19 protein-coding genes are annotated in these 19,606 nt (G+C 45.6%); 9 read left to right on the top strand and 10 right to left on the bottom strand.

Annotated features, from left to right (window positions below; translation table 11 throughout):
* From H8K33_RS01090 to H8K33_RS01075, 4 genes are read right to left on the bottom strand one after another with little or no spacing between them, the layout of a single operon-like run.
* Positions 1-1,548 (bottom strand): cryptochrome/photolyase family protein, encoded by a 1,548-nt coding sequence (locus tag H8K33_RS01090; RefSeq protein ID WP_186889139.1) that lies wholly within the window; start codon positions 1,546-1,548, stop codon positions 1-3.
* A 7-nt stretch (positions 1,549-1,555) separates the two neighbouring features.
* Positions 1,556-2,914, bottom strand: a complete 1,359-nt coding sequence (locus H8K33_RS01085; protein WP_186889138.1) for a DASH family cryptochrome — start codon at positions 2,912-2,914, stop codon at positions 1,556-1,558.
* Positions 2,911-3,072, bottom strand: a complete 162-nt coding sequence (locus H8K33_RS01080) for a DUF2256 domain-containing protein (RefSeq protein ID WP_222613240.1) — start codon at positions 3,070-3,072, stop codon at positions 2,911-2,913. Before H8K33_RS01080 ends, H8K33_RS01085 begins: the two co-directional genes overlap by 4 nt.
* A gap of 27 nt (positions 3,073-3,099) precedes the next feature.
* Entirely contained in the window at positions 3,100-4,146 is a 1,047-nt protein-coding gene (locus H8K33_RS01075; protein WP_222613239.1) for a MerR family transcriptional regulator, read from the bottom strand.
* 219 nt (positions 4,147-4,365) lie between these two features.
* Between H8K33_RS01075 and H8K33_RS01070 the strand changes: the two genes are divergently transcribed.
* From H8K33_RS01070 to H8K33_RS01060, 3 genes are all read left to right on the top strand, one after another.
* A complete protein-coding gene (locus H8K33_RS01070) occupies positions 4,366-4,761 on the top strand; it encodes a thiol-disulfide oxidoreductase DCC family protein (RefSeq protein WP_186889136.1) in 396 nt (131 codons plus the stop codon).
* A gap of 93 nt (positions 4,762-4,854) precedes the next feature.
* Positions 4,855-5,166, top strand: coding sequence for a high-potential iron-sulfur protein (locus H8K33_RS01065; protein ID WP_186889730.1), 312 nt, complete (start codon positions 4,855-4,857; stop codon positions 5,164-5,166).
* A gap of 6 nt (positions 5,167-5,172) precedes the next feature.
* Positions 5,173-5,430: a TIGR03643 family protein gene (locus H8K33_RS01060; RefSeq protein ID WP_186889135.1), complete on the top strand. Its 258-nt coding sequence runs from the start codon at positions 5,173-5,175 to the stop codon at positions 5,428-5,430.
* Between the two features lie 9 nt (positions 5,431-5,439).
* Here the strand turns inward: H8K33_RS01060 and H8K33_RS01055 are convergent, their stop codons facing one another.
* From H8K33_RS01055 to grpE, 6 genes are all read right to left on the bottom strand, one after another.
* A complete protein-coding gene (locus tag H8K33_RS01055; protein ID WP_186889134.1) occupies positions 5,440-7,044 on the bottom strand; it encodes an FAD-binding domain-containing protein in 1,605 nt (534 codons plus the stop codon).
* 106 nt (positions 7,045-7,150) lie between these two features.
* Complete coding sequence (locus H8K33_RS01050) at positions 7,151-8,266, bottom strand: acyltransferase family protein (RefSeq protein ID WP_186889133.1); 1,116 nt, start codon at positions 8,264-8,266, stop codon at positions 7,151-7,153.
* Positions 8,267-8,415: 149 nt separating this feature from the next.
* Entirely contained in the window at positions 8,416-9,081 is a 666-nt protein-coding gene (gene can, locus H8K33_RS01045) for a carbonate dehydratase (RefSeq protein WP_186889132.1), read from the bottom strand.
* A gap of 155 nt (positions 9,082-9,236) precedes the next feature.
* A complete protein-coding gene (gene dnaJ / locus H8K33_RS01040; RefSeq protein WP_186889131.1) occupies positions 9,237-10,358 on the bottom strand; it encodes a molecular chaperone DnaJ in 1,122 nt (373 codons plus the stop codon).
* Between the two features lie 429 nt (positions 10,359-10,787).
* On the bottom strand, positions 10,788-12,725 hold the full coding sequence (gene dnaK, locus H8K33_RS01035; protein ID WP_186889130.1) for a molecular chaperone DnaK: 1,938 nt from the start codon (positions 12,723-12,725) through the stop codon (positions 10,788-10,790).
* Positions 12,726-12,923: 198 nt separating this feature from the next.
* Positions 12,924-13,502: a nucleotide exchange factor GrpE gene (grpE, locus tag H8K33_RS01030; RefSeq protein ID WP_186889129.1), complete on the bottom strand. Its 579-nt coding sequence runs from the start codon at positions 13,500-13,502 to the stop codon at positions 12,924-12,926.
* Between the two features lie 396 nt (positions 13,503-13,898).
* On the opposite strand from grpE, the gene rfbB reads away from it, so the two are divergent.
* The 6 genes from rfbB to H8K33_RS01000 are packed head-to-tail and all read left to right on the top strand — an operon-like array spanning position 13,899 to position 19,603.
* Positions 13,899-14,960, top strand: coding sequence for a dTDP-glucose 4,6-dehydratase (gene rfbB, locus H8K33_RS01025; protein WP_186889128.1), 1,062 nt, complete (start codon positions 13,899-13,901; stop codon positions 14,958-14,960).
* A gap of 38 nt (positions 14,961-14,998) precedes the next feature.
* A complete protein-coding gene (gene rfbA / locus H8K33_RS01020; protein WP_186889127.1) occupies positions 14,999-15,889 on the top strand; it encodes a glucose-1-phosphate thymidylyltransferase RfbA in 891 nt (296 codons plus the stop codon).
* Positions 15,890-15,909: 20 nt separating this feature from the next.
* Complete coding sequence (gene rfbC, locus H8K33_RS01015) at positions 15,910-16,467, top strand: dTDP-4-dehydrorhamnose 3,5-epimerase (protein WP_186889126.1); 558 nt, start codon at positions 15,910-15,912, stop codon at positions 16,465-16,467.
* The gene (gene rfbD, locus H8K33_RS01010; RefSeq protein ID WP_186889125.1) at positions 16,464-17,405 is read left to right on the top strand and encodes a dTDP-4-dehydrorhamnose reductase; all 942 of its coding nucleotides are present in this window, start codon (positions 16,464-16,466) and stop codon (positions 17,403-17,405) included. Before rfbC ends, rfbD begins: the two co-directional genes overlap by 4 nt.
* Position 17,406: 1 nt before the next feature.
* Positions 17,407-18,741, top strand: a complete 1,335-nt coding sequence (locus tag H8K33_RS01005; RefSeq protein ID WP_186889124.1) for a flippase — start codon at positions 17,407-17,409, stop codon at positions 18,739-18,741.
* A 49-nt stretch (positions 18,742-18,790) separates the two neighbouring features.
* Positions 18,791-19,603, top strand: coding sequence for a glycosyltransferase (locus H8K33_RS01000; RefSeq protein WP_186889123.1), 813 nt, complete (start codon positions 18,791-18,793; stop codon positions 19,601-19,603).
* Positions 19,604-19,606 lie beyond the last annotated feature (3 nt).

The raw sequence follows: 19,606 nt of genomic DNA, 5'->3' as shown, positions 1-19,606 counted from the left end.
TCACAATTCGTCTAAATTCTCACGCAAATAATTAGCGCGCTCAGATAAATCATGGCGTGCTTCCACACTCATCTTGCGCAACTGCGGATACACCATGCCGATCCGGGGATTGTTCGACAATTGTTTTTCATTGCGCGAAAAGAAGTCCCAATACAGCGCATTGAATGGACAGGCATTCTCTGTCGTACGTTGTTTTTTATCGTAGTGGCAGCCTTTGCAATAGTCACTCATGCGATCTATGTAAGCCGCACTTGATACGTAAGGCTTGGTCGCCAACACACCACCGTCTGCATATTGACTCATGCCCAAAGTATTCGGCAATTCCACCCACTCAAACGCGTCGATATACACACCGAGATACCATTCATGCACACGCTGTGGATGCAGGCCAGCAAGCAGTGAAAAATTCCCTATCACCATCAAGCGTTGAATGTGATGTGCGTGCGCTTGCTCTAAAGATTGCCCTACCGAATGCGCTAGACATCGCATCTTGGTCTTGCCTGTCCAAAACCACGCGGGTAATTCAGTTTGATGATCAAACACATTTTCTTGCGCGTAGTCAGGCATGAAATGCCAATACACACCACGCACATATTCACGCCAACCGAGGATCTGCCGGATGTAGCCTTCAGCCGCTGCAATTGGTACATCGCCGCGCACCCAGGCTGCTTCGACTGCTTCCACGACTTCGCGTGGACTAATCATCTTGACGTTTAAAGCAAACGACAACAGCGAGTGAAACAAACGCCAAGCTTTGCTACTCATGGCATCTTGAAAATCACCAAAGTGTGGCAAGGCTAAACGAATGAAAGCCTGCAATTGCTGCAATGCTTCGTCTCTGTGCAAAGGCCATGCAAATGCATTCACATTAGGATTGCCGAAGCTTTTCACATCAGCATTTTGTATCGTCGCCCACAGCGCACTATGATCATGGCGCGGTCGAAAATCTTCTGGCTCCCACGGCAATCCGGGCCAGGCTTTTCGATTATCGTGATCAAAGTTCCAGGCACCACCGGCTGGTTCCTGATCAGACATCAAGATTCGATGTTTCACTCGCATTTGCCGATAAAAATGTTCCATCAGCCACTTCTTACGCCCGTCAAAAATCTTGGCAGCCTCGTCCCTTTGTGTAAAAAAATGTTCACTATCAAACATATGACAATGCAAAGAAGTGTTCTGCGCAAATTCATGCAATTGCTGGTCTAAACGATATTCATCCGGTGCTTGATATTGAAACTCTTTCGCTTCATAAGTCGCCGCCAATTTTTCTATATTCGCTGGAATCGCATGTAGATTATCGGGATCATCAATCGTCAGATAATGCACACGATGTCCAGCTATTTGCAAACGCCGTGCGAACTCGCGCATCGCTGCGAATATGACGATAATTTTTTGTGCGTGATGCAATACATAATCTGTCTCCTGCCTTACTTCCATCATCACGTACAACACATCGTCTTGCTGATGTTGAAACCAACTATGTTGTGCGTTGAGTTGGTCGCCCAAAATCAAGCGCAAGGTCTGCGTCTTTTGCTTAGCATTTGTCATAGTATTCTTAGAGTGCATTCCAAAGCCGACGATAGGAGCCGTCAGGATCATGTTGTTTCGCCTGCTTTTGCGGATCAAACCAACGCCCGCCCAAATAGCCACGTGGGTCGGTACCTAATCCTGCCAAGTACAAGCAATTGCCCTGATTGCTGTAGACATCGTAATCTAGCAATTGCGATTCAAACCATGCCGCCGCCACGCGCCAATCGCCGCTCAATTCATGTAGCCAATAACTCAGCACTTGTTGTCGCAGACGATTTGATAAGTAGCCAGTAACGATGAGTTCACGCATCGCCGCATCAATCAATGGCTCGCCAGTTTGAGATTGTGTCCAAGCTTGGAATTGTTGTGGATTAAATTCAGGCAAAGTTACCGGTGTTTTGCTTAAACCATTGGCACGATAAAGTTGCACAGCATACTTAACATGTAAGAAGCGAAAATAATCGCGCCACAGCAATTCAAACCATATCCAATAACTGCTATCGCTCTTGCCATGCTCATCTTCAAATTGACGTAGAGCAGCCACAATTTGTGGTGCGGATAAAGCGCCACTGGCTAACCACGGGGAAAATTTGGTAGAAAATCTGGTGCCGTGCAGTTGATTACGCGTTTGCTTGTAATGATGCGCTAGGTCTGTAGAAAAATAATGCGACAGGTGCTGCAGTGCTGCCTGACTGCCGCCGCGAAATTCTGTCATCCAATACGGAAATGAGGAGCGCTCATCACCGATTAAATAACTAAGATAGTCGACCAAATTCGCATCTGGTATTGCTGCAAACTTCTGCAAATTCGAATCATGTAAAACAAATGTTTTTGAGATTGCACACGACACAGGCTGGCGTATCGCATAAGCACCCTTCTCAATTTTATGTCTGAATGTCGTGAATTGATCCGGCATCTGCGCCGAGGTAAAATCGAACGCCGCTGGTGCATACATCGTTGATTGCCACATCGTATGCACTGGCAAATGCAATACGCGCAAAGAATCCACCTGCGCGATTTCTTCAGGAGCAGCAATCTCTTCGCAGATGATCGCTTCTAATGCATAACGCTGTAATAAATACGTCCACAAATCAGTTTGCGCACTCAGGTCGCCGTCGAGTTCTAGCAAATCACATTCATACCGCTGTAATTGATGACGAAGATCTAATAAGCAATCGCGCAAGAATTGTTGCCTATGCGCGGAGATACGCGCGAAACCCCATTTTGTTGAAGTAGAACGCAATGCGCCATAGGCTGCACTGTGACAAAACACTGTCAACAGTTCAGCGCCAATTTTTTCTGCCAAAGCGCAAGCGTGATTTAAGGCAGGATTGTCTTCCAATCGAAGATCGTTCCGAAACCAATAAATAATCAGCTTTTTCATAAGGATTTTTCTGATGCCGAAACTCGCGCACGACGACAACGCTCAGAGCAATATTTGACGGCTTCCCAATCCTTTTCCCATTTCTTACGCCAAGTAAACGGCAAGCGACAGACTCCGCAAATCTTACTCGGCAGATCGGATTTTTTACGCATCTTCATGGCGTGGGCTTCGTGAAAGATGCCATCTCAATACTGTATGCCTTCAGCCTGCGCCACTCTGACGAGCGCCTGCTCTAGCGAAGAACGCGCATGGGCTGCGGTGTGGTGCAAATCGCGATGCAAACTTGCATCGTCTTCATTTCGGTTTTCGCATTGCGCGCTGTAACGCTCAAAGCTGCTTAACATCTGCAATAAATCCACCAAATGTCTTGGGCATTCACAATGAATACTGGTTGCAAACTTTGCGATATGCATCAAGTTATCATCATCGAGCAATCGTGCTGGAATTAAATTATTGCGTTTGCCACGTGCTGTTTCGCTGGATTTAATCGGGCTTTTCTTCATACGCCCGATTCGTCCCTGCTGCTCTGCGAGCGTTAAAGCACGTGCCATGGCGACTCGACACAAATGATCAATCTCTAACATATCAGCAGGAATCCGCGCAACGTGAAATCCTGCCAATCGTAATTGACGAATGGCATCACTTGATGCGAAACGATACAAAACCAACACCGCGGTCGCCTGACATGCTTGCTGCGCAATGCTCAGCAGCGGAATTTGTTCTTCTGGTGCAGTCAATTCACCTTGTTCAATCACCATGACATCGACTTTGACATCTTTTAATTGTAGCGGTGCCTGTTTGAGATTAAAGGCCGTTTGAACCAAGCTCAATTTGCTTTGTTCTGGATTCAAATTAATCAAAGACTGGCGCAACATCACGCCAACTAATACAATCCTCAACAAGCCGTTACTGACTTGCACTTGTGATTGTGCAGCAGGCAAATTTGCAACCGCACTCAGCATCGCCAGCAACTGCTGTAAATCAAGATGCGCTACCGCACCAATAGAATTACCTGCATCAACCAATTGCTTAATTAACCCAAGACGACGTACATCTTCAAATGAATACTGACGTTGCCCACGTTCAGAACGCGTTGGGTCAGTGACACCGTAGCGCCGTTCCCATACGCGCAAAGTCTCCACAGGAACACCAGACAATCGCGCCGCCGCGCCACTGCGGTACGTGGCATTCGTATCGTTGGCAGAGGATTTCCGTATTTCATTATTCATCATTTCATTATTCATACTTAGCTCACTTTCGTAGCGTATTCATCGTAAAAAACCGAGATGTATCTTTGGACAGATCATTAAGAACCGATATTGAACCGAATAAAACCATAATATCACAAGTTTTTACGGTTCACTTATTGGACGTCATTTTGGTTTTGGACTAAGCTATCAAGCATCGTGAAAGTCAGTGCAATAAGAAAACCTAAGCCTATGAGAAATGACATGACCATCAAACGCGGCGATACAACATCGGTCTGTACGATCTATTTTGATGGTGCCTGCCCTTTATGCTCAAAAGAAATCGCGACTTATCAATCGTGGCGCGGCGCAGACAAAATTCAGTGGATTGATGTCAGTCGCTGTGCTGAAGAGGATTTGGGAACTCAGCTTGATCGAACGCAAGCTCTCCGCGAATTGCACGCCCGCGATGAAAATGAAATGTTAGTATCTGGCGCCGCTGCATTCATCCTTATGTGGCGACAATTGCCAGCACTAAAATGGATCACTCCCTATCTGGAACGCCCTCGGATGCTGGCAATCTTGAATGCTATGTATCGCGTCTTTTTGAAATGCCGACCACTTTGGCGTAAGCCTGGCCAACAAATCAAAGTCCACTAAGTCCTAGCCCACTAAAACGCATCAAAGATACAAAGTAACTTTCACCACAACGCACCGATCACACTTTATGCAAACTTCAACGAGAAGGAAATCATCATGAAATCACGCCGTCAATTCTTGCTTCAAACCATTCCTGCGGCCTTAGGTTTGGGCGCAGCATTGCAAGCAAGTGCACAAGCAAACCGTGTCGATGAAAACGCTCCTGGCTCAGCTGCACTTGGTTACAAACACGATGCAACTAAAGTCGACACAAAAAAGTTTCCCGCTTACGCAGCCGGAAAAAATTGCGCCAACTGTATGCTCTATCAGGGCAAACCAACCGATCCGTGGGCGAACTGCGCAGCCTTAGGTGGCAAACAAGTTGCGGCTAAAGGCTGGTGCATGGCATGGGCGAAGAAAGCATAAATCGCTATGCAACAAATCGATCAAGCAACTATCGATAGAGTAATACAAATGGCGTGGGAAGACCGCACCTCTTTCGACGCCATTCAACGCCAATTCGGCTTAGATGAAAGTGCCGTAATCCGGCTGATGCGTAGCGCCATGAAAGCATCAAGCTTCAAAATGTGGCGTACGCGGGTGACAGGTCGCAAGACTAAACATCAGGCTTTGCGTGGTGCTGAGGTGAAGCGGTTTAAATCTAATGATCAAAAGAATCGAGATTTTTGAAGCACCATATTAAAAATCGAAACCTAGTTGTGACGCCTCATTGATATCGTTGCTTGAATGCGGTTCTTGCGGTTCTTGCGGTTTCGATTTTTTCGCATCATTTTTGCTTCGCTTTGTACCACGTGAACTCCTTGACCCATGCTTCCTCACCACCGCCGACTTAGCTGCTTTAACTTCCGATTGTCCACGCACAGCGAATAATTTCGCTTTCGCCTCACGTGTCGCGGCATCAAGATCAACTAAAGGAATGGGAATGTCTCGCCCCAATTCAATTCCGCATGCAAGCTGCACATCGCTTGACATAGTCCACGGTTCAAACAAAAACAAATCTGGCACCTTGCGCATGGCAGGCAACCAGCGTCGCACAAATATGCCTTTAGGATCATGGTCATGTGCTTGCTTAATCGGATTATAAACACGCGGTACATTGATGCCTGTGGTGCCAGCTTGCATTTGCATCTGGCTCCAATGAATGCCGGGTTCATAATCTAAAAACTGGGTCGCCAACCAATTACCTACTTGGCGCCAGTGTAGCCATAGCGGATATGAGGCGACCGACACCAACATTGCGCGCATACGAAAATTGATCCAACCGGTTTCACGTAACATCGCGATACAGGCATCCACCATAGGCCAACCGGTGCGACCGTGTATGAATGCTTGGAAATGTGCTTCGTTCCAATCATGTTCACGCATACCATCGTAACCGCGATGCATGTTTTGAGTTTCAATTTCCGGTTCAGATTCCAGTTTTTGTATAAAGTGACAATGCCAGTACAAACGGCTGACAAAGGCATTCAAGCCTTGCTTCATCCGCGTCGCTGATGGGTCTTTTGAGGCCAAGGGATCGTCATGCAATTGTTCCATGCGCTGCACAGTTGCATGTACGATTTCGCGCAGGCTCAAGCATCCAAATGTCAAATACGGCGATAGACGTGAGCAAGCATCTGGTGCAGATAAAGGCGATGAAATTCCACCGCGATAATAAGCGCTACGCTCATATAGAAATGACGATAGCAGCGCCAGACCTGCCTGTCGCCCACCAACTTGTCTTCGTGGTGGATCGGGCTGCATCAACTGTAATCGGCTTGCCGACGGCGGTAATGCATCTTGCCAATGCATCTCAACAAATTGCATATGCGGTGGAATAGGCAAACATAGCTGCTCAACATGCGCATCCCAACTTGCCTTCCAATGATCGCGATCTGCCAATCGGCGCACCACACCAAACTGGCGAAACTCTAAGTAATTGACCTGATGTGCCTGACACCACCGCGCTACAGCCAGGTCACGTTGATAAGTCCAATCATTACCCGTTTCTTCATGCGCGCACAAACATTGAAAAGGCGCTTGATCGTATATGCGTGTTAATACTTCTAATACATCGCCTGTGACGACATGCAAACGACCACCGTGCTGTTTCAACGAAAGATAAAGTTCACGCAGACTTTCTAAAATGAATTCGAAGTGTTGACGCGCTGCATCTGGCTGCAACCACAATGCTGGCTCAACCACATACAAACAAAGCACAGGCCCACGTGATGCGGCCTCAACCAGAGCCGCATGATCATACAAACGTAAATCACGCTTGAACCAGACAACGCTATAGGACATACAAAAAACACTAGAGAGAATCAAGCCCTCTAGTATTCCAGATCGTTAGGAATGCTTTCCTAGCGAATTCGGGTCAAATCACCGTACCTAGCGGTACAAATTGTTTTCACTTGTATGGGAAATAGCGATCACGTAGTTGCATGAAGGGTGTTTCGACCACACGATATAAGACATAAGTTGCCAGCAGACTTAAAGCGAACATGCCGCCTATCCCCATCCAAGATTTAACCGAAACATCCCAAGCTTCAAATGGGCGAATCAAGGCGTTCATGAGAGGCTTATGTACCAAATATAGGGCATAAGACCACAAAGCCAAGACCGATGCCCCAGGAATACGCCAACGATATAAATACGAATTAGGACTAAGTCCTGCCAAGGTCAACAAGGCAAATCCGGCGGCCAATAAGCTATAGCCAAAGGTCGTGGTGAACCACAAAAAACCTTGTCCGTTCACGTAGCTATAAAAAGTGAACAGATACATGGCGAAACCGGACAAGATTGCGCCGCCTAGCAAACTCAAGTGGCCATGTTTGAGAGTCCGCGCCCATATTTGCGGATGGAAATTCTTCAGCATTGCCAGCGCAACGCCGGGTAACAGTTCATCAAATCGACACCAAGTGGAATAGTAGATGTGGACGTAATACTGGGTAAAGTCATCACCGACATTTCGCCACATTAAATAACGCATACAAGCAGCGCCTGCCATCGCGCTCAACAACACTATCCACATCACCCGAATAGACTTTAGGTAAGTAAGCGTGAGGATCGCCACCAATGGCAGCACCACGTAAAACTGTTCTTCGATGCTGAGTGACCAAGCATGTGAAAACGCTGAACCTGGCTTTAGATCGAAATTTTGCGTGAAGCTTAAAAACTTCCAAAGCGGCGTGACCGCGTTGCCGCCCGCCTCGACTGGAAACAGAAAATAGATTGCCAGCACCACATAAAAATTCGGCAGTGTACGCAGTGCTCTTCGGATGTAAAAAGTCTTGAGCGAAAACCCATATTCACTTTTTAAACCAGCAAAAATCTGATTACCAATCAGGTAGCCACTTAAAACGAAGAACAAATCCACACCAACCCAACCGATTTCACTGAGAAATCCGAAACTGGGTTCGTGACTGACGAAGACCATGTAGTGATACATCAAGACGAATAGAATCGCACAGGCGCGTAGCGTATCAAGACCATTGATACGAGAGAGATTTGTATGGGATTTCATGAGTTAGAGGACAATTACGAAGTCCGTAATTGTCCTCTATTTGCGAAATATTTTTGAGCTTATTTAGCGCACTTCGTCACAGGGTTTTCGCGTTTAAACACATACTTGATGTGCACACTTATAAACGCGTATCGTGCCAATATTTCGGACTATTGATATCGCGCCAAACTACGTTCCAAATGCGGTGCCAACATTTGTGGGGAATTAATCGACATCCCCAGTTCATTCAATAAGCCATCTTGAATACCATACACCCAACCATGAACTTCTACTGACTGACCACGTTCCCAAGCATCTTGGATGATCGTGGTTTGACATACATTCACGACTTGCTCAATCACATTCAATTCGCATAGTCGATCAACACGTTCTTTTTCTGGTAAGACTTCGCCCAGATATTTCTCATGTTTTTGATGTACATCTTGGACATGGCGTAGCCAGTTATCGGCTAAGCCTACACGGCGTCCTGTCAATGCAGCATGCACACCACCGCAGCCATAATGACCGCAAACAATGACGTGTTTCACTTTTAAAACATCCACCGCAAATTGCAACACCGACAGGCAATTCAAATCGGAATGTACAACCAAATTAGCGATATTGCGATGAACGAACAACTCACCGGGCAATAAGCCCAATAATTCATTAGCAGGAACCCTGCTGTCAGCGCAACCTATCCACAGATATTCTGGACTTTGTTGTTCAGCGAGTTTTTTGAAAAAATTAGCGTCCCGACTGAGTATCTCCGCAGCCCACTCGCGATTATTTTCAAATAACTGATCAGGGGTGACGCTTCCGCGTATGACTTCTCTCATATTGCTCCTTTGCTATTTTCACCAACGACATTTTACCTTTTTTAGAATGTCTCATCGAATTTATCCCTACGAAATCAAGGTCTTAAAATGACTGACTCGAAAAAAAAGCGCTGATAAAGAATTATCTGCGCTTTTCTCTTCATTCATGAGACATCTTACTCAAAAAACTTTTTCACTTTTTCCATCCACGATTTACTCTGTGGACTGTGCTTAGAACCACCTTCTGTGGTCAGTTGTTCAAAGCTACGTAGCAAGTCTTTTTGCTTCTCAGTTAATTTTACTGGCGTCTCTATCACAACGTGACAGAACAAATCGCCAGCATAACCAGAACGTACGCCCTTCACGCCTTTGCTACGCAAACGGAAAGTCTTACCCGATTGTGTACCTTCAGGAATCGTGAAACTGGCTTTACCACTCAAAGTCGGCACTTCGATATCGCCACCTAAGGCCGCTTTAACAAAGGAAATTGGAATTTCACAATGTAAATCATCACCTTCGCGTTGGAATACCTGATGTGGTTTGATATGAATTTCCACATACAAATCCCCCGGAGGACCACCGTTAATTCCAGGTTCACCATTGCCGGACGAACGAATACGCATGCCGTTATCAATACCAGCAGGAATCTTCACTTCCAGCGTTTTATTGCGCTTGATACGACCAGTACCATTACATGGATTACATGGGTCGGTAATCATCTTGCCTGTGCCATGACACTTAGGACAGGTTTGCTGAATACTGAACAGACCTTGTTGCATACGCACCTGACCATGCCCGCCGCACGTGGTACAAGTGACAGGTGAAGTACCGGGTTTAGCACCAGAACCATGACAAGTATCGCAACCGTCATAACTAGGCACACGGATCGTGGTATCAAAACCGTTCGCTGCTTGCTCTAAAGTGATTTCCAAGTTGTAACGCAAGTCGGCACCACGATACACTTGTGGACCAGAGCTGCGGCCACGACCACCACCAAAAATATCACCAAAAATATCACCAAAGGCATCGGCAAAACCTGCACCGCCACCACCTCCGCCGCCACCCATATTAGGATCAACACCAGCATGACCGTAGCGATCATAAGCTTCGCGCTTTTGCGGGTCAGACAGCATTTCGTAGGCTTCTTTGCCTTCTTTAAATTTTTCTTCCGCAGTCTTACTGTCCGGATTGCGATCCGGATGATATTTCATCGCCAGCTTGCGATAAGCCTTTTTGATTTCATCTTCTGAGGCGTTTTTCGCAACACCCAGAATTTCGTAAAAATCACGCTTCGCCATCTCGATTACACCTTGTTTTAGTTAGGGTCTGTTGACCTGTGTTTTGGGCAAGCGTTCAAATCAAAACGCGGGATGGCAAGGCGCATCTCGCTGCTGCGGCTGGCTGCCCCAGCAAGAGATGCAACGCTGTCCATCGTGCGTTTTGAATTGAACCCTTCGGGAATGGCTCAAATGCGCACATGCCGTTGTTGCAATCTGCTCACAGTGTTCACACTGCCGCGCAGCTTGCGCCTAGCCCTGTGCGCATTTGCGCGCATTCGCTTGCCTAAAACATAGGTCAACAGACCCTAGATTCATCTCACAACAAAACCTCTCAACACCGAGGCACAGAGTTTTTAGAGAAAAACAAGAGTAAGACTATGCCTTTCTCTGTGCAACTCTGTATCTCTGTGCCTCTGTGTTGAGAGGTTTGCTTTTTTTACGACCGTATTACTTAGCGTCTTTCACTTCTTTAAAGTCAGCATCGACCACGTCATCATCTTGTGGTTTCGCATCTGCACCTGGGGCAGCACCTGCTGCACCGCCAGCAGCGGCTTGTTGTGCTTGCATATCGGCGTACACTTTTTCACCTAACTTTTGAGATGCAGTCGACAAGTTACCGAGCTTGGTGTCGATCTCTGCTTTGTCGCCAGATTTCAAGACATCTTCCAACTCTTTGATCGCTGCTTCAATCTTCTCTTTTTCGCCAGCATCTAACTTATCGCCATGCTCAGCCAAAGCTTTCTTGGTTGAGTGAACCAATGCATCGCCTTGATTGCGGGATTCAGCCAATTCTTTGACTTTTTGATCTTCTTCCGCATTCAATTCAGCGTCTTTCACCATTTTTTGAATTTCTTCTTCAGTCAAACCAGAGTTTGCCTTAATAGTGATTTTGTTTTCTTTACCAGTCGCTTTGTCTTTTGCGCCTACATGCAAAATACCATTCGCATCGATGTCGAAAGTCACTTCAATTTGTGGTGTGCCACGTGATGCTGGTGGAATACCTTCCAGATTGAATTCGCCCAAACCTTTGTTACGTGCTGCGATTTCGCGCTCACCTTGGTAAACCTTAATCGTTACCGCTGGTTGATTATCATCCGCAGTCGAGAACACTTGGCTGAATTTGGTTGGAATTGTCGTATTCTTTTGAATCATCTTCGTCATCACGCCGCCCAAAGTCTCGATACCCAAAGACAAAGGTGTTACGTCCAACAACAAGACGTCTTTACGGTCGCCAGACAATACGGAACCTTGAATCGCTGCACCAACTGCAACCGCTTCATCCGGATTCACGTCTTTACGTGGTTCTTTGCCAAAGAATTCTTTGACCAATTCTTGAACCTTAGGCATACGTGTCATGCCACCAACCAAGATGATGTCATCGATGTCAGAGGTTTTTACGCCTGCATCTTTAATCGCCATGCGGCATGGTTCCATGGTCTTCTGGATCAATTCTTCAACCAAAGCTTCCAACTTAGCACGTGTAATTTTCAAATTCAAATGCACTGGTGCGCCATTTGCCATCGCGATATATGGCTCATTGATTTCTGTTTGCTGTGAGCTAGACAATTCAATTTTCGCGCGCTCTGCAGAGGCTTTAATACGTTGCAAAGCGATAGGATCTTTGGACAAATCCAGGCCATTGATCTTTTTGAATTCGTCGATGATGTAGTCGATGATACGTTGATCGAAATCTTCACCGCCTAAGAATGTATCGCCGTTGGTGGACAAAACTTCAAATTGCATTTCGCCATCAACGTCAGCGATTTCAATGATAGATACGTCGAAAGTACCGCCACCCAAATCGTAGACTGCAATCTTGCGATCGCCTTTTTCTTTTTTATCTAAACCGAAAGCCAAAGCCGCGGCGGTTGGTTCGTTGATGATACGTTTGACGTCCAAACCAGCGATACGACCGGCATCTTTAGTCGCTTGACGTTGTGCATCATTGAAATAAGCAGGAACAGTAATAACCGCTTCTGTTACTTCTTCACCGAGGTAATCCTCAGCCGTCTTTTTCATTTTGCGCAAAACTTCAGCGGAAATTTGTGGCGGGGCCAATTTCTTGTCGCGTACAGAAACCCATGCATCGCCGTTGTCTGCTTTAGAAATGGTGTAAGGCATCAAAGAAATATCTTTTTGCACTTCTTTTTCGTCGAACTTACGACCGATCAAACGCTTAACAGCGTACAAAGTGTTTTTTGGATTCGTGACAGCCTGACGTTTAGCAGAAGCACCGACGAGGATCTCGCCATCTTCTTGATAAGCGATGATCGATGGCGTGGTGCGCGCGCCTTCTACGTTTTCGATCACTTTTGGTTGGCCATTCTCCATCACTGCGACGCAAGAGTTGGTTGTACCTAAATCAATACCGATCATTTTTCCCATGATATTTCCCTATCCTAAAAAATTATATTTTTAAACTTGGTGAACGCTAATTTGAGACTGCAAAGAATTACAGTCTTTACTTCATGACACATTGCGCTCGTCTATTTCTGATGTATGGCAAAAAACCGCATTTTCAAGGCTTTTTTCGCAGTTTCTTTGTACTTTTGTGCGTTTTACTCGCCTTTTGCCATGAATTTCTTACTTTGGCTGCGCCACAGTAACCAAAGCCGGACGCAACAAGCGATCTGCAATTGTGTAACCTTTTTGCAAAACAGTCACAATAGTGTTTGCTTCTTGCTCAGCTGGCACCATAGAAACCGCTTGGTGCTTGCTTGGATCCAGTTTATCGCCCTGCTGAGGATTTACCTCTAACAGGCGATTCTTTTCAAACGCAGCATTTAATTGCTTAAGCGTCATTTCTACGCCTTCTTTAATCGATTCCACTGTTTGCGTTTCGACTTTCAAGCCCATTTCCAAACTATCTTTGACTGGCACCAAAGACTCGGCAAAACTTTCAATCGCAAATTTGTGTGCCTTTGAGATATCTTCTTGAGCGCGGCGACGAATATTTTCACCTTCGGCTTTAGCACGCATAAAAGCATCTTGCAGCTCCAACACTTTGGCTTCTAATTGCGCCAAAGTTTCAGCTGATACACCAGGTTCAATCACCACTTCAGGCTCGACCTGATTTTGTGCAGCAGCTGCTTGTAGGGCTTCAACATCAATTGAAGTTGCTATTGTTTCAGTATTTTCTACTGGTTTATCTTGCTCTTGCATTAACAATCTCCATAAAAATCAAGCATTGCCCATACAAATGAGGTGGGTATTGCACAATTCAAGAGTGAAAGTGGATTTTTTTTAACTAAAAAATAGGGAGCCGCGTGATCTGCGCCAAAACCAGCGACAAAAAATTACCAACAGACAACACACTTAATTACTTTTAGGACAAAAAAGCCCAAGGACTGCGCCGAATTTCAGGTCAAGTGGCGTAAAATTGCGGACTTTCATGAATAACATGAAGACTTACGCGAAATGCACTAGCTAGAGTCTGGCCTCGAATACCTTGGTCTGAGGTACGTCGCCAATAACAGTACGATTGTACTGAGAGGTGGCAGCAACAACGCTAGCATCTATTTTACGTAAGTTCTCACATCAACAAGATTGGATTTCGGCATGATTTTAGTCACTGGTGGCGCTGGCTTCATAGGCGCAAATTTTGTTTTAGATTGGCTAGCGAAAAACGATGAAGCTGTTATCAATGTTGATAAGCTGACCTATGCAGGCAATTTAAATAATCTCGCCAGCTTAAAAAATGATGCTCGCCATATTTTTGTTCATGCAGATATCAGTGATCGCGACGTTCTGAACCAATTATTACAAGAACACCAACCAAGAGCAGTCGTGCATTTTGCTGCAGAAAGCCATGTTGACCGCTCGATTCATGGACCTGCGGCGTTTATCGAAACCAATGTCAATGGGACATTTAGCCTACTAGAGTCAGTCCGCGCTTACTGGCAGGCACTTCCTGAACCAGAAAAAAACGCCTTCCGTTTTCTGCATGTTTCTACTGATGAAGTTTATGGCAGCTTAGAGGCCAATGATCCGCCTTTCACCGAGACCACGCCTTATGCACCGAATAGCCCTTATTCGGCATCCAAAGCAGCTTCCGATCATTTAGTGCGCGCTTATCACCATACTTATGGCCTGCCTACGCTGACCACGAATTGTTCAAATAATTATGGTTCCCTGCACTTCCCAGAAAAACTCATTCCTTTAGTAATCACCAATGCACGTGCTGGTAAAGATCTGCCTATCTACGGCGATGGTAGTCAAGTACGTGACTGGCTCTATGTCAGTGATCATTGTGCGGCGATACGTCGGGTTTTAGAGGCTGGCCGTCCGGGCGAAACCTATAACATCGGCGGCTGGAATGAAAAGACCAATCTGAATGTCGTTCACAGCATTTGTGACCTTTTAGATGAGTTGCAACCAAAAGCAAATGGCAGTTACCGGGATCAGATTCGCCACGTCAGAGATCGGCCTGGACACGATAAACGCTATGCGATTGATGCGCGTAAGATTGAACGTGAACTAGGCTGGAAGCCCGCTGAATCTTTTGAAACAGGTTTACGCAAGACGGTTAGCTGGTACTTAGCAAACGATGCGTGGACTGAACAAGTTTTATCTGGTGAATATAAAAACTGGGTGAGTTTGCAGTATCAAGATAAAACTTAATTCACATAAAAAAATTCATAAGAAAACAAGAGAAAAACATGGCACAAATTCAACGCAAAGGCATTATTCTGGCTGGCGGTTCCGGTACTCGCTTGTATCCAGTGACGAAATCAGTATCGAAGCAATTGCTACCGATTTACGATAAACCAATGATTTATTATCCGCTGACATCCTTGATGCTAGCCGGTATGCGCGACATTCTCATCATCTCGACGCCGCAAGATACGCCACGTTTTCAAGAATTACTCGGCGATGGTTCGCAGTGGGGCATCAACCTCAGTTATGCTGTGCAACCTTCACCTGATGGCTTGGCGCAGGCCTTCATTATTGGCAAAGAATTTGTCGGCAACTCGCCGTCTGCCTTAATTTTGGGTGACAATATTTACTATGGTCATGAGTTTGAAGCGATGCTGCGTAGTGCGGATAACAATCAAGAAGGCGCTACCGTCTTTGCTTACCACGTGCATGATCCTGAACGCTACGGTGTGGTGGATTTTGACGATCAACGTAATGCCTTGAGCATAGAAGAAAAACCACTCAAACCCAAATCCAATTACGCAGTGACTGGTCTGTATTTTTACGATCAGCAAATCTGCGATATCGCGGCAAATATCAAACCATCAGCGCGCGGTGAATTAGAGATCACCGATGTGAATAACGTCTATTTACAGCAAGGCCAACTCAAAGTTGAATTGATGGGTCGCGGTATGGCGTGGCTAGATACTGGCACGCACGATTCCTTATTGGAAGCGGGTCAATTTATCGCGACAATAGAAAAACGTCAGGGCTTAAAAGTCGCTTGTCCTGAAGAAATTGCCTTCCGTAAAGGCTACATCAGCCCAAGCCAATTAGAAGATTTAGCCCAGCCCTTGAAGAAAAATGAATACGGCCAATACTTATTGCGCCTGCTGAATCACAAAAGCTTTTAAAGATCCGCGAAACACTTGCCATGAATATTATTCAAACTGATTTACCCGAAGTCTTGATTTTAGAACCCAAAGTATTTGGGGACGAACGCGGCTTTTTTTATGAAAGTTTTAATGCAAAAACTTTTGCCGCTCGTACTGGTGTGAACACCGAATTTGTACAAGATAATCATTCCCGTTCTGCAAAAGGTGTTCTACGTGGATTGCATTACCAGATTCAACAAGCACAAGGTAAATTGGTGCGCGTGATTGCCGGCGAAGTATTCGACGTTGCAGTTGATGTACGTCGCAGCTCGCCAAATTTTGGCAAATGGACTTCGGCTGTCTTATCCGCAAGCAATTCTCGTCAAATGTGGATTCCACCAGGCTTTGCGCATGGTTTTATCGTCACCAGTGAATATGCCGAATTTCTTTATAAAACGACAGACTATTGGGCGCCGGAACATGAGCGTTGCCTGCTATGGAATGATCCAGCATTGGCGATCAATTGGCCGCTAGGTGGTATCGTCAATGGAAGTCCATCCTTGTCGGGTAAAGATCAGCTAGGTAAATTATTGGCTGACGCTGAGGTTTTCGCATGAGGATATTGTTGACGGGAACCAGTGGTCAGCTCGGTCGTAGTTTGGCAAAAGCCTTGAGCGACTTTGGCGAGCTCATTACGCCACAGCGCGCGGAGTTGGATCTGTCTGATCTTGCATCGATTGCCCCCTATATTCAACAATGCAAGCCAGATTTAATCATTCATCCTGCCGCCTATACGGCGGTCGATCAGGCGGAAAGAGAAAGTGAACTGGCTTATTCCATCAATGCGGAAGCACCAGACATTTTGGCACAAGAAGCGAAGCGCCTTGGCATAGGCTTAATCCATTTTTCGACTGACTATGTGTTTGATGGAAGTAAAGGAACAGCCAATGGTGAGCGTATTCCCTATTCCGAAGAGGATATTTGCGCCCCCCTCAATGTTTATGGCGCTAGTAAATTGGCCGGCGAACAAGCAGTTGTAAATAGCGGATGCGCGCATTTAATTTTTCGCACCAGTTGGGTGTATTCCGATTTCGGCAAAAACTTTTTGCTGACAATTTTACGTTTAGCGAAAGAAAAAACCGAACTCAATATCGTTAACGATCAATGGGGAACACCAAGTTCGACTTTGTTTTTGAGTAATGCAGTCAAACAAATTCTTCTGCAATTGCAACAAGCAGAGACGCCAGCAACATGGTGGCAAGCTCATCAAGGCATCTATCACTTAACACCAAGCGGATTTACTAATTGGTGTGAATTTAGTCAGCATATCGTGACGCATGCAGCGCAACTTGGTCTGTTAAACGCACCTCTGCCAACGATACAAGGAATACCGAGTTCAGCTTACCCTACCCCAGCACAAAGACCACAAAACTCCTGTCTTGATAAAACTAAGTTAAGCCAGAATTTTGGTATTGACATTCAAAATTGGGATCTGGCTTTACAAAGCTGTCTGCAAAATATGGCGTCATTAAAATTAGCGGACGCTAACGTCTAGTATGTCGCTCAAGAAAAACACCATCTGGAACCTGATTGGCAGTGGCTCGCCCTTGCTTGCGGCTGCGGTCTGCATTCCTTACACCTTGAAGGAATTAGGGGCTGAAGGATTTGGTGTGCTCACTTTAATATGGGCATTGATCGGTTATTTCAATTTCTTTGACTTTGGTGCAGGACGCGCCTTAACTTATGAAGTAAGTCGCTTACAAACAGCGATGCTAGATGCGACTTTAGATCAGCGCCGATACGCGATTCATACTATTTTAAATGCTGGGCTATTACTCACCGCAGTCACCGGAATATTAGGCTTTTTATTGATTATGGGTTTCGCCTATCCGTTGGCACATGATTGGTTAAAAATTACACCTGCCTGGCAACACGAAACCAAGCTTGCTTTACAAATCACTGCCTTAGGTGTCATACCCGCAACACTTACCAGCGGCATGCGTGGTGCACTTGAGGGTTTGGGACAATTCAAAGAATCGAACATCAACAAAATCTTTTTAGGATTTTGTATGTTTATTCTGCCTGCTTTATCGATCATGTTGCATGGAAACAGCCTATGGAAAATCACCATTTATCTGGTGCTCGCTAGATTTGTCACCGTTATTTATGGCGCGATACAGCTAAAACATTATCTGTTTATCCGCAATAAACTAGTCGAGGTCAAACAAAATTTGGGCGGTATAAAGCTACAAATCCGTCAATTAGTCTCTTATGGTTTTTGGGTTACGGTGACGGGCATAGTTAGCCCGCTCATGGTCTATGGTGATCGTTTTTTTGTTAGCGCTTTAGTTGGTGCGGATAAGTTATCGGAATATGCGATTCCGCAAGAAGGTTTGATGCGCTTGTTAATGATTCCGATTGCGATTTGTGGGGCTTTAATGCCTGTATTTGCCACCATCGCTTCTCGCACAGACTTACATCAGTCTTACTCCACCAATTTACGCCGTATGGTCAAAATTATGGCAGGACTATGTCTGTTAACTTTACTGGTCGCCTATCCTGGCTTCTCATGGTGGATTTCGCCGGAGTTTGCACAAAAAGCGTTTCCAATTACGGTAGTTTTAGTATTTGGCACCTTTATTAACGGCATCGCTGTAGTACCATATACCCTGCTGCACGCAACAGGAAATACCAAGACGACCGCACTGTTCCATATATTTGAATTGTTTTTTTATATGGCGTTGCTAGTGCTGCTAACCAAACAATTTGGTTTAATTGGCGCGGCCTTTGCTTGGGTCTGTCGGGTTAGTGTGGATTGGGTACTTTTACATTTTGCAGCACGACGTCTGTTCAAACCAACTTTGCAGGATCAAGAATGCGCACCATCATGATGCAGACAAATACAAGTAATAGATCATCAAATTCGGTGAGATTGCCTGCATGATTCATGTTGCTATTATCAGTCATGGGCATGAAGAACTTCTGATCAACAGTCAGTTAGGTGGACTGCTGAAAGAGCGTGCACATCTGAAAATCTGGATTAAAGATAATCGGCCTGCCGCTACTCTAAAAGCTTATTGCGAACAGCATCAAGTGTTCTACACAGATGCAGATGCGGGTTTAGGCTTTGGTGAAAACAATAATTACCTGTTTGACTTAATTCAAAAACAATCTGGCTTCCAAGCACAAGATTTTTTTCTGGTGATGAATCCGGACATCACCGTCACACCAGAAACGGTGTTCGCCCTGACAGAAAAGATGCAGCAATCGGCGCATGCCATCGCCACACTCAATCTGTATCGAGATCAGGCAATGAGCATCCCAGACAAAAACATCCGGCATTTTCCTGGCATGTTATCGATTATCAAAATGCCGCTCGTGAACACGTTTAGCGAAACCTACGATAAAGAGAGCATCGCCGCTGCAGTGGACGATATCCCTGTCGAATGGGCTTCTGGCGCTTTTTTAGCATTCAAACCAGCGCTTTATCAGGCACTGGGGGGATTTGATCCCAGCTATTTTATGTACTTTGAAGATGTGGATATTTGTTATCGCGCGCGTCGTTATCACAACCAGGCGGTACATTATTATCCACACTTAAAAGCGATTCATACCGCTGCGCATAAAAACCGGAATATCTTTTCTCAGCATGCGCGCTGGTTCTTTCACAGCTTTTCAAAATTTTTATTGCGTCGTTATCTGCGTCTGAGCTCCGTCTATTCAGGCAAACGCTCGCAAGACTCTACAAGCTAGTTG

This window comes from Affinundibacterium amnicola, assembly GCF_014284275.1.
GTDB classification, from domain to species: domain Bacteria; phylum Pseudomonadota; class Gammaproteobacteria; order Burkholderiales; family Burkholderiaceae_D; genus Undibacterium; species Undibacterium amnicola.
The sequence above is the reverse complement of the archived record's forward strand: the minus strand, read 5'-3'. Positions and strand labels throughout refer to the sequence as shown.

What these genes read in the sequence shown, in the direction of transcription:
- rfbC (WP_186889126.1), top strand. Translation starts at nt 15,910, where the DNA reads ATGAATATTATTCAAACTGATTTACCCGAAGTCTTGATTTTAGAACCC.
- dnaJ (WP_186889131.1), bottom strand. Translation starts at nt 10,358, where the DNA reads ATGGCGAAGCGTGATTTTTACGAAATTCTGGGTGTTGCGAAAAACGCC.
- rfbB (WP_186889128.1), top strand. Translation starts at nt 13,899, where the DNA reads ATGATTTTAGTCACTGGTGGCGCTGGCTTCATAGGCGCAAATTTTGTT.
- H8K33_RS01055 (WP_186889134.1), bottom strand. Translation starts at nt 7,044, where the DNA reads ATGTCCTATAGCGTTGTCTGGTTCAAGCGTGATTTACGTTTGTATGAT.
- grpE (WP_186889129.1), bottom strand. Translation starts at nt 13,502, where the DNA reads ATGCAAGAGCAAGATAAACCAGTAGAAAATACTGAAACAATAGCAACT.
- H8K33_RS01090 (WP_186889139.1), bottom strand. Translation starts at nt 1,548, where the DNA reads ATGACAAATGCTAAGCAAAAGACGCAGACCTTGCGCTTGATTTTGGGC.
- H8K33_RS01005 (WP_186889124.1), top strand. Translation starts at nt 17,407, where the DNA reads ATGTCGCTCAAGAAAAACACCATCTGGAACCTGATTGGCAGTGGCTCG.
- dnaK (WP_186889130.1), bottom strand. Translation starts at nt 12,725, where the DNA reads ATGGGAAAAATGATCGGTATTGATTTAGGTACAACCAACTCTTGCGTC.
- rfbD (WP_186889125.1), top strand. Translation starts at nt 16,464, where the DNA reads ATGAGGATATTGTTGACGGGAACCAGTGGTCAGCTCGGTCGTAGTTTG.
- H8K33_RS01060 (WP_186889135.1), top strand. Translation starts at nt 5,173, where the DNA reads ATGCAACAAATCGATCAAGCAACTATCGATAGAGTAATACAAATGGCG.
- H8K33_RS01070 (WP_186889136.1), top strand. Translation starts at nt 4,366, where the DNA reads ATGACCATCAAACGCGGCGATACAACATCGGTCTGTACGATCTATTTT.
- H8K33_RS01085 (WP_186889138.1), bottom strand. Translation starts at nt 2,914, where the DNA reads ATGAAAAAGCTGATTATTTATTGGTTTCGGAACGATCTTCGATTGGAA.
- H8K33_RS01080 (WP_222613240.1), bottom strand. Translation starts at nt 3,072, where the DNA reads ATGAAGATGCGTAAAAAATCCGATCTGCCGAGTAAGATTTGCGGAGTC.
- rfbA (WP_186889127.1), top strand. Translation starts at nt 14,999, where the DNA reads ATGGCACAAATTCAACGCAAAGGCATTATTCTGGCTGGCGGTTCCGGT.
- H8K33_RS01000 (WP_186889123.1), top strand. Translation starts at nt 18,791, where the DNA reads ATGATTCATGTTGCTATTATCAGTCATGGGCATGAAGAACTTCTGATC.
- H8K33_RS01075 (WP_222613239.1), bottom strand. Translation starts at nt 4,146, where the DNA reads ATGATGAATAATGAAATACGGAAATCCTCTGCCAACGATACGAATGCC.
- can (WP_186889132.1), bottom strand. Translation starts at nt 9,081, where the DNA reads ATGAGAGAAGTCATACGCGGAAGCGTCACCCCTGATCAGTTATTTGAA.
- H8K33_RS01050 (WP_186889133.1), bottom strand. Translation starts at nt 8,266, where the DNA reads ATGAAATCCCATACAAATCTCTCTCGTATCAATGGTCTTGATACGCTA.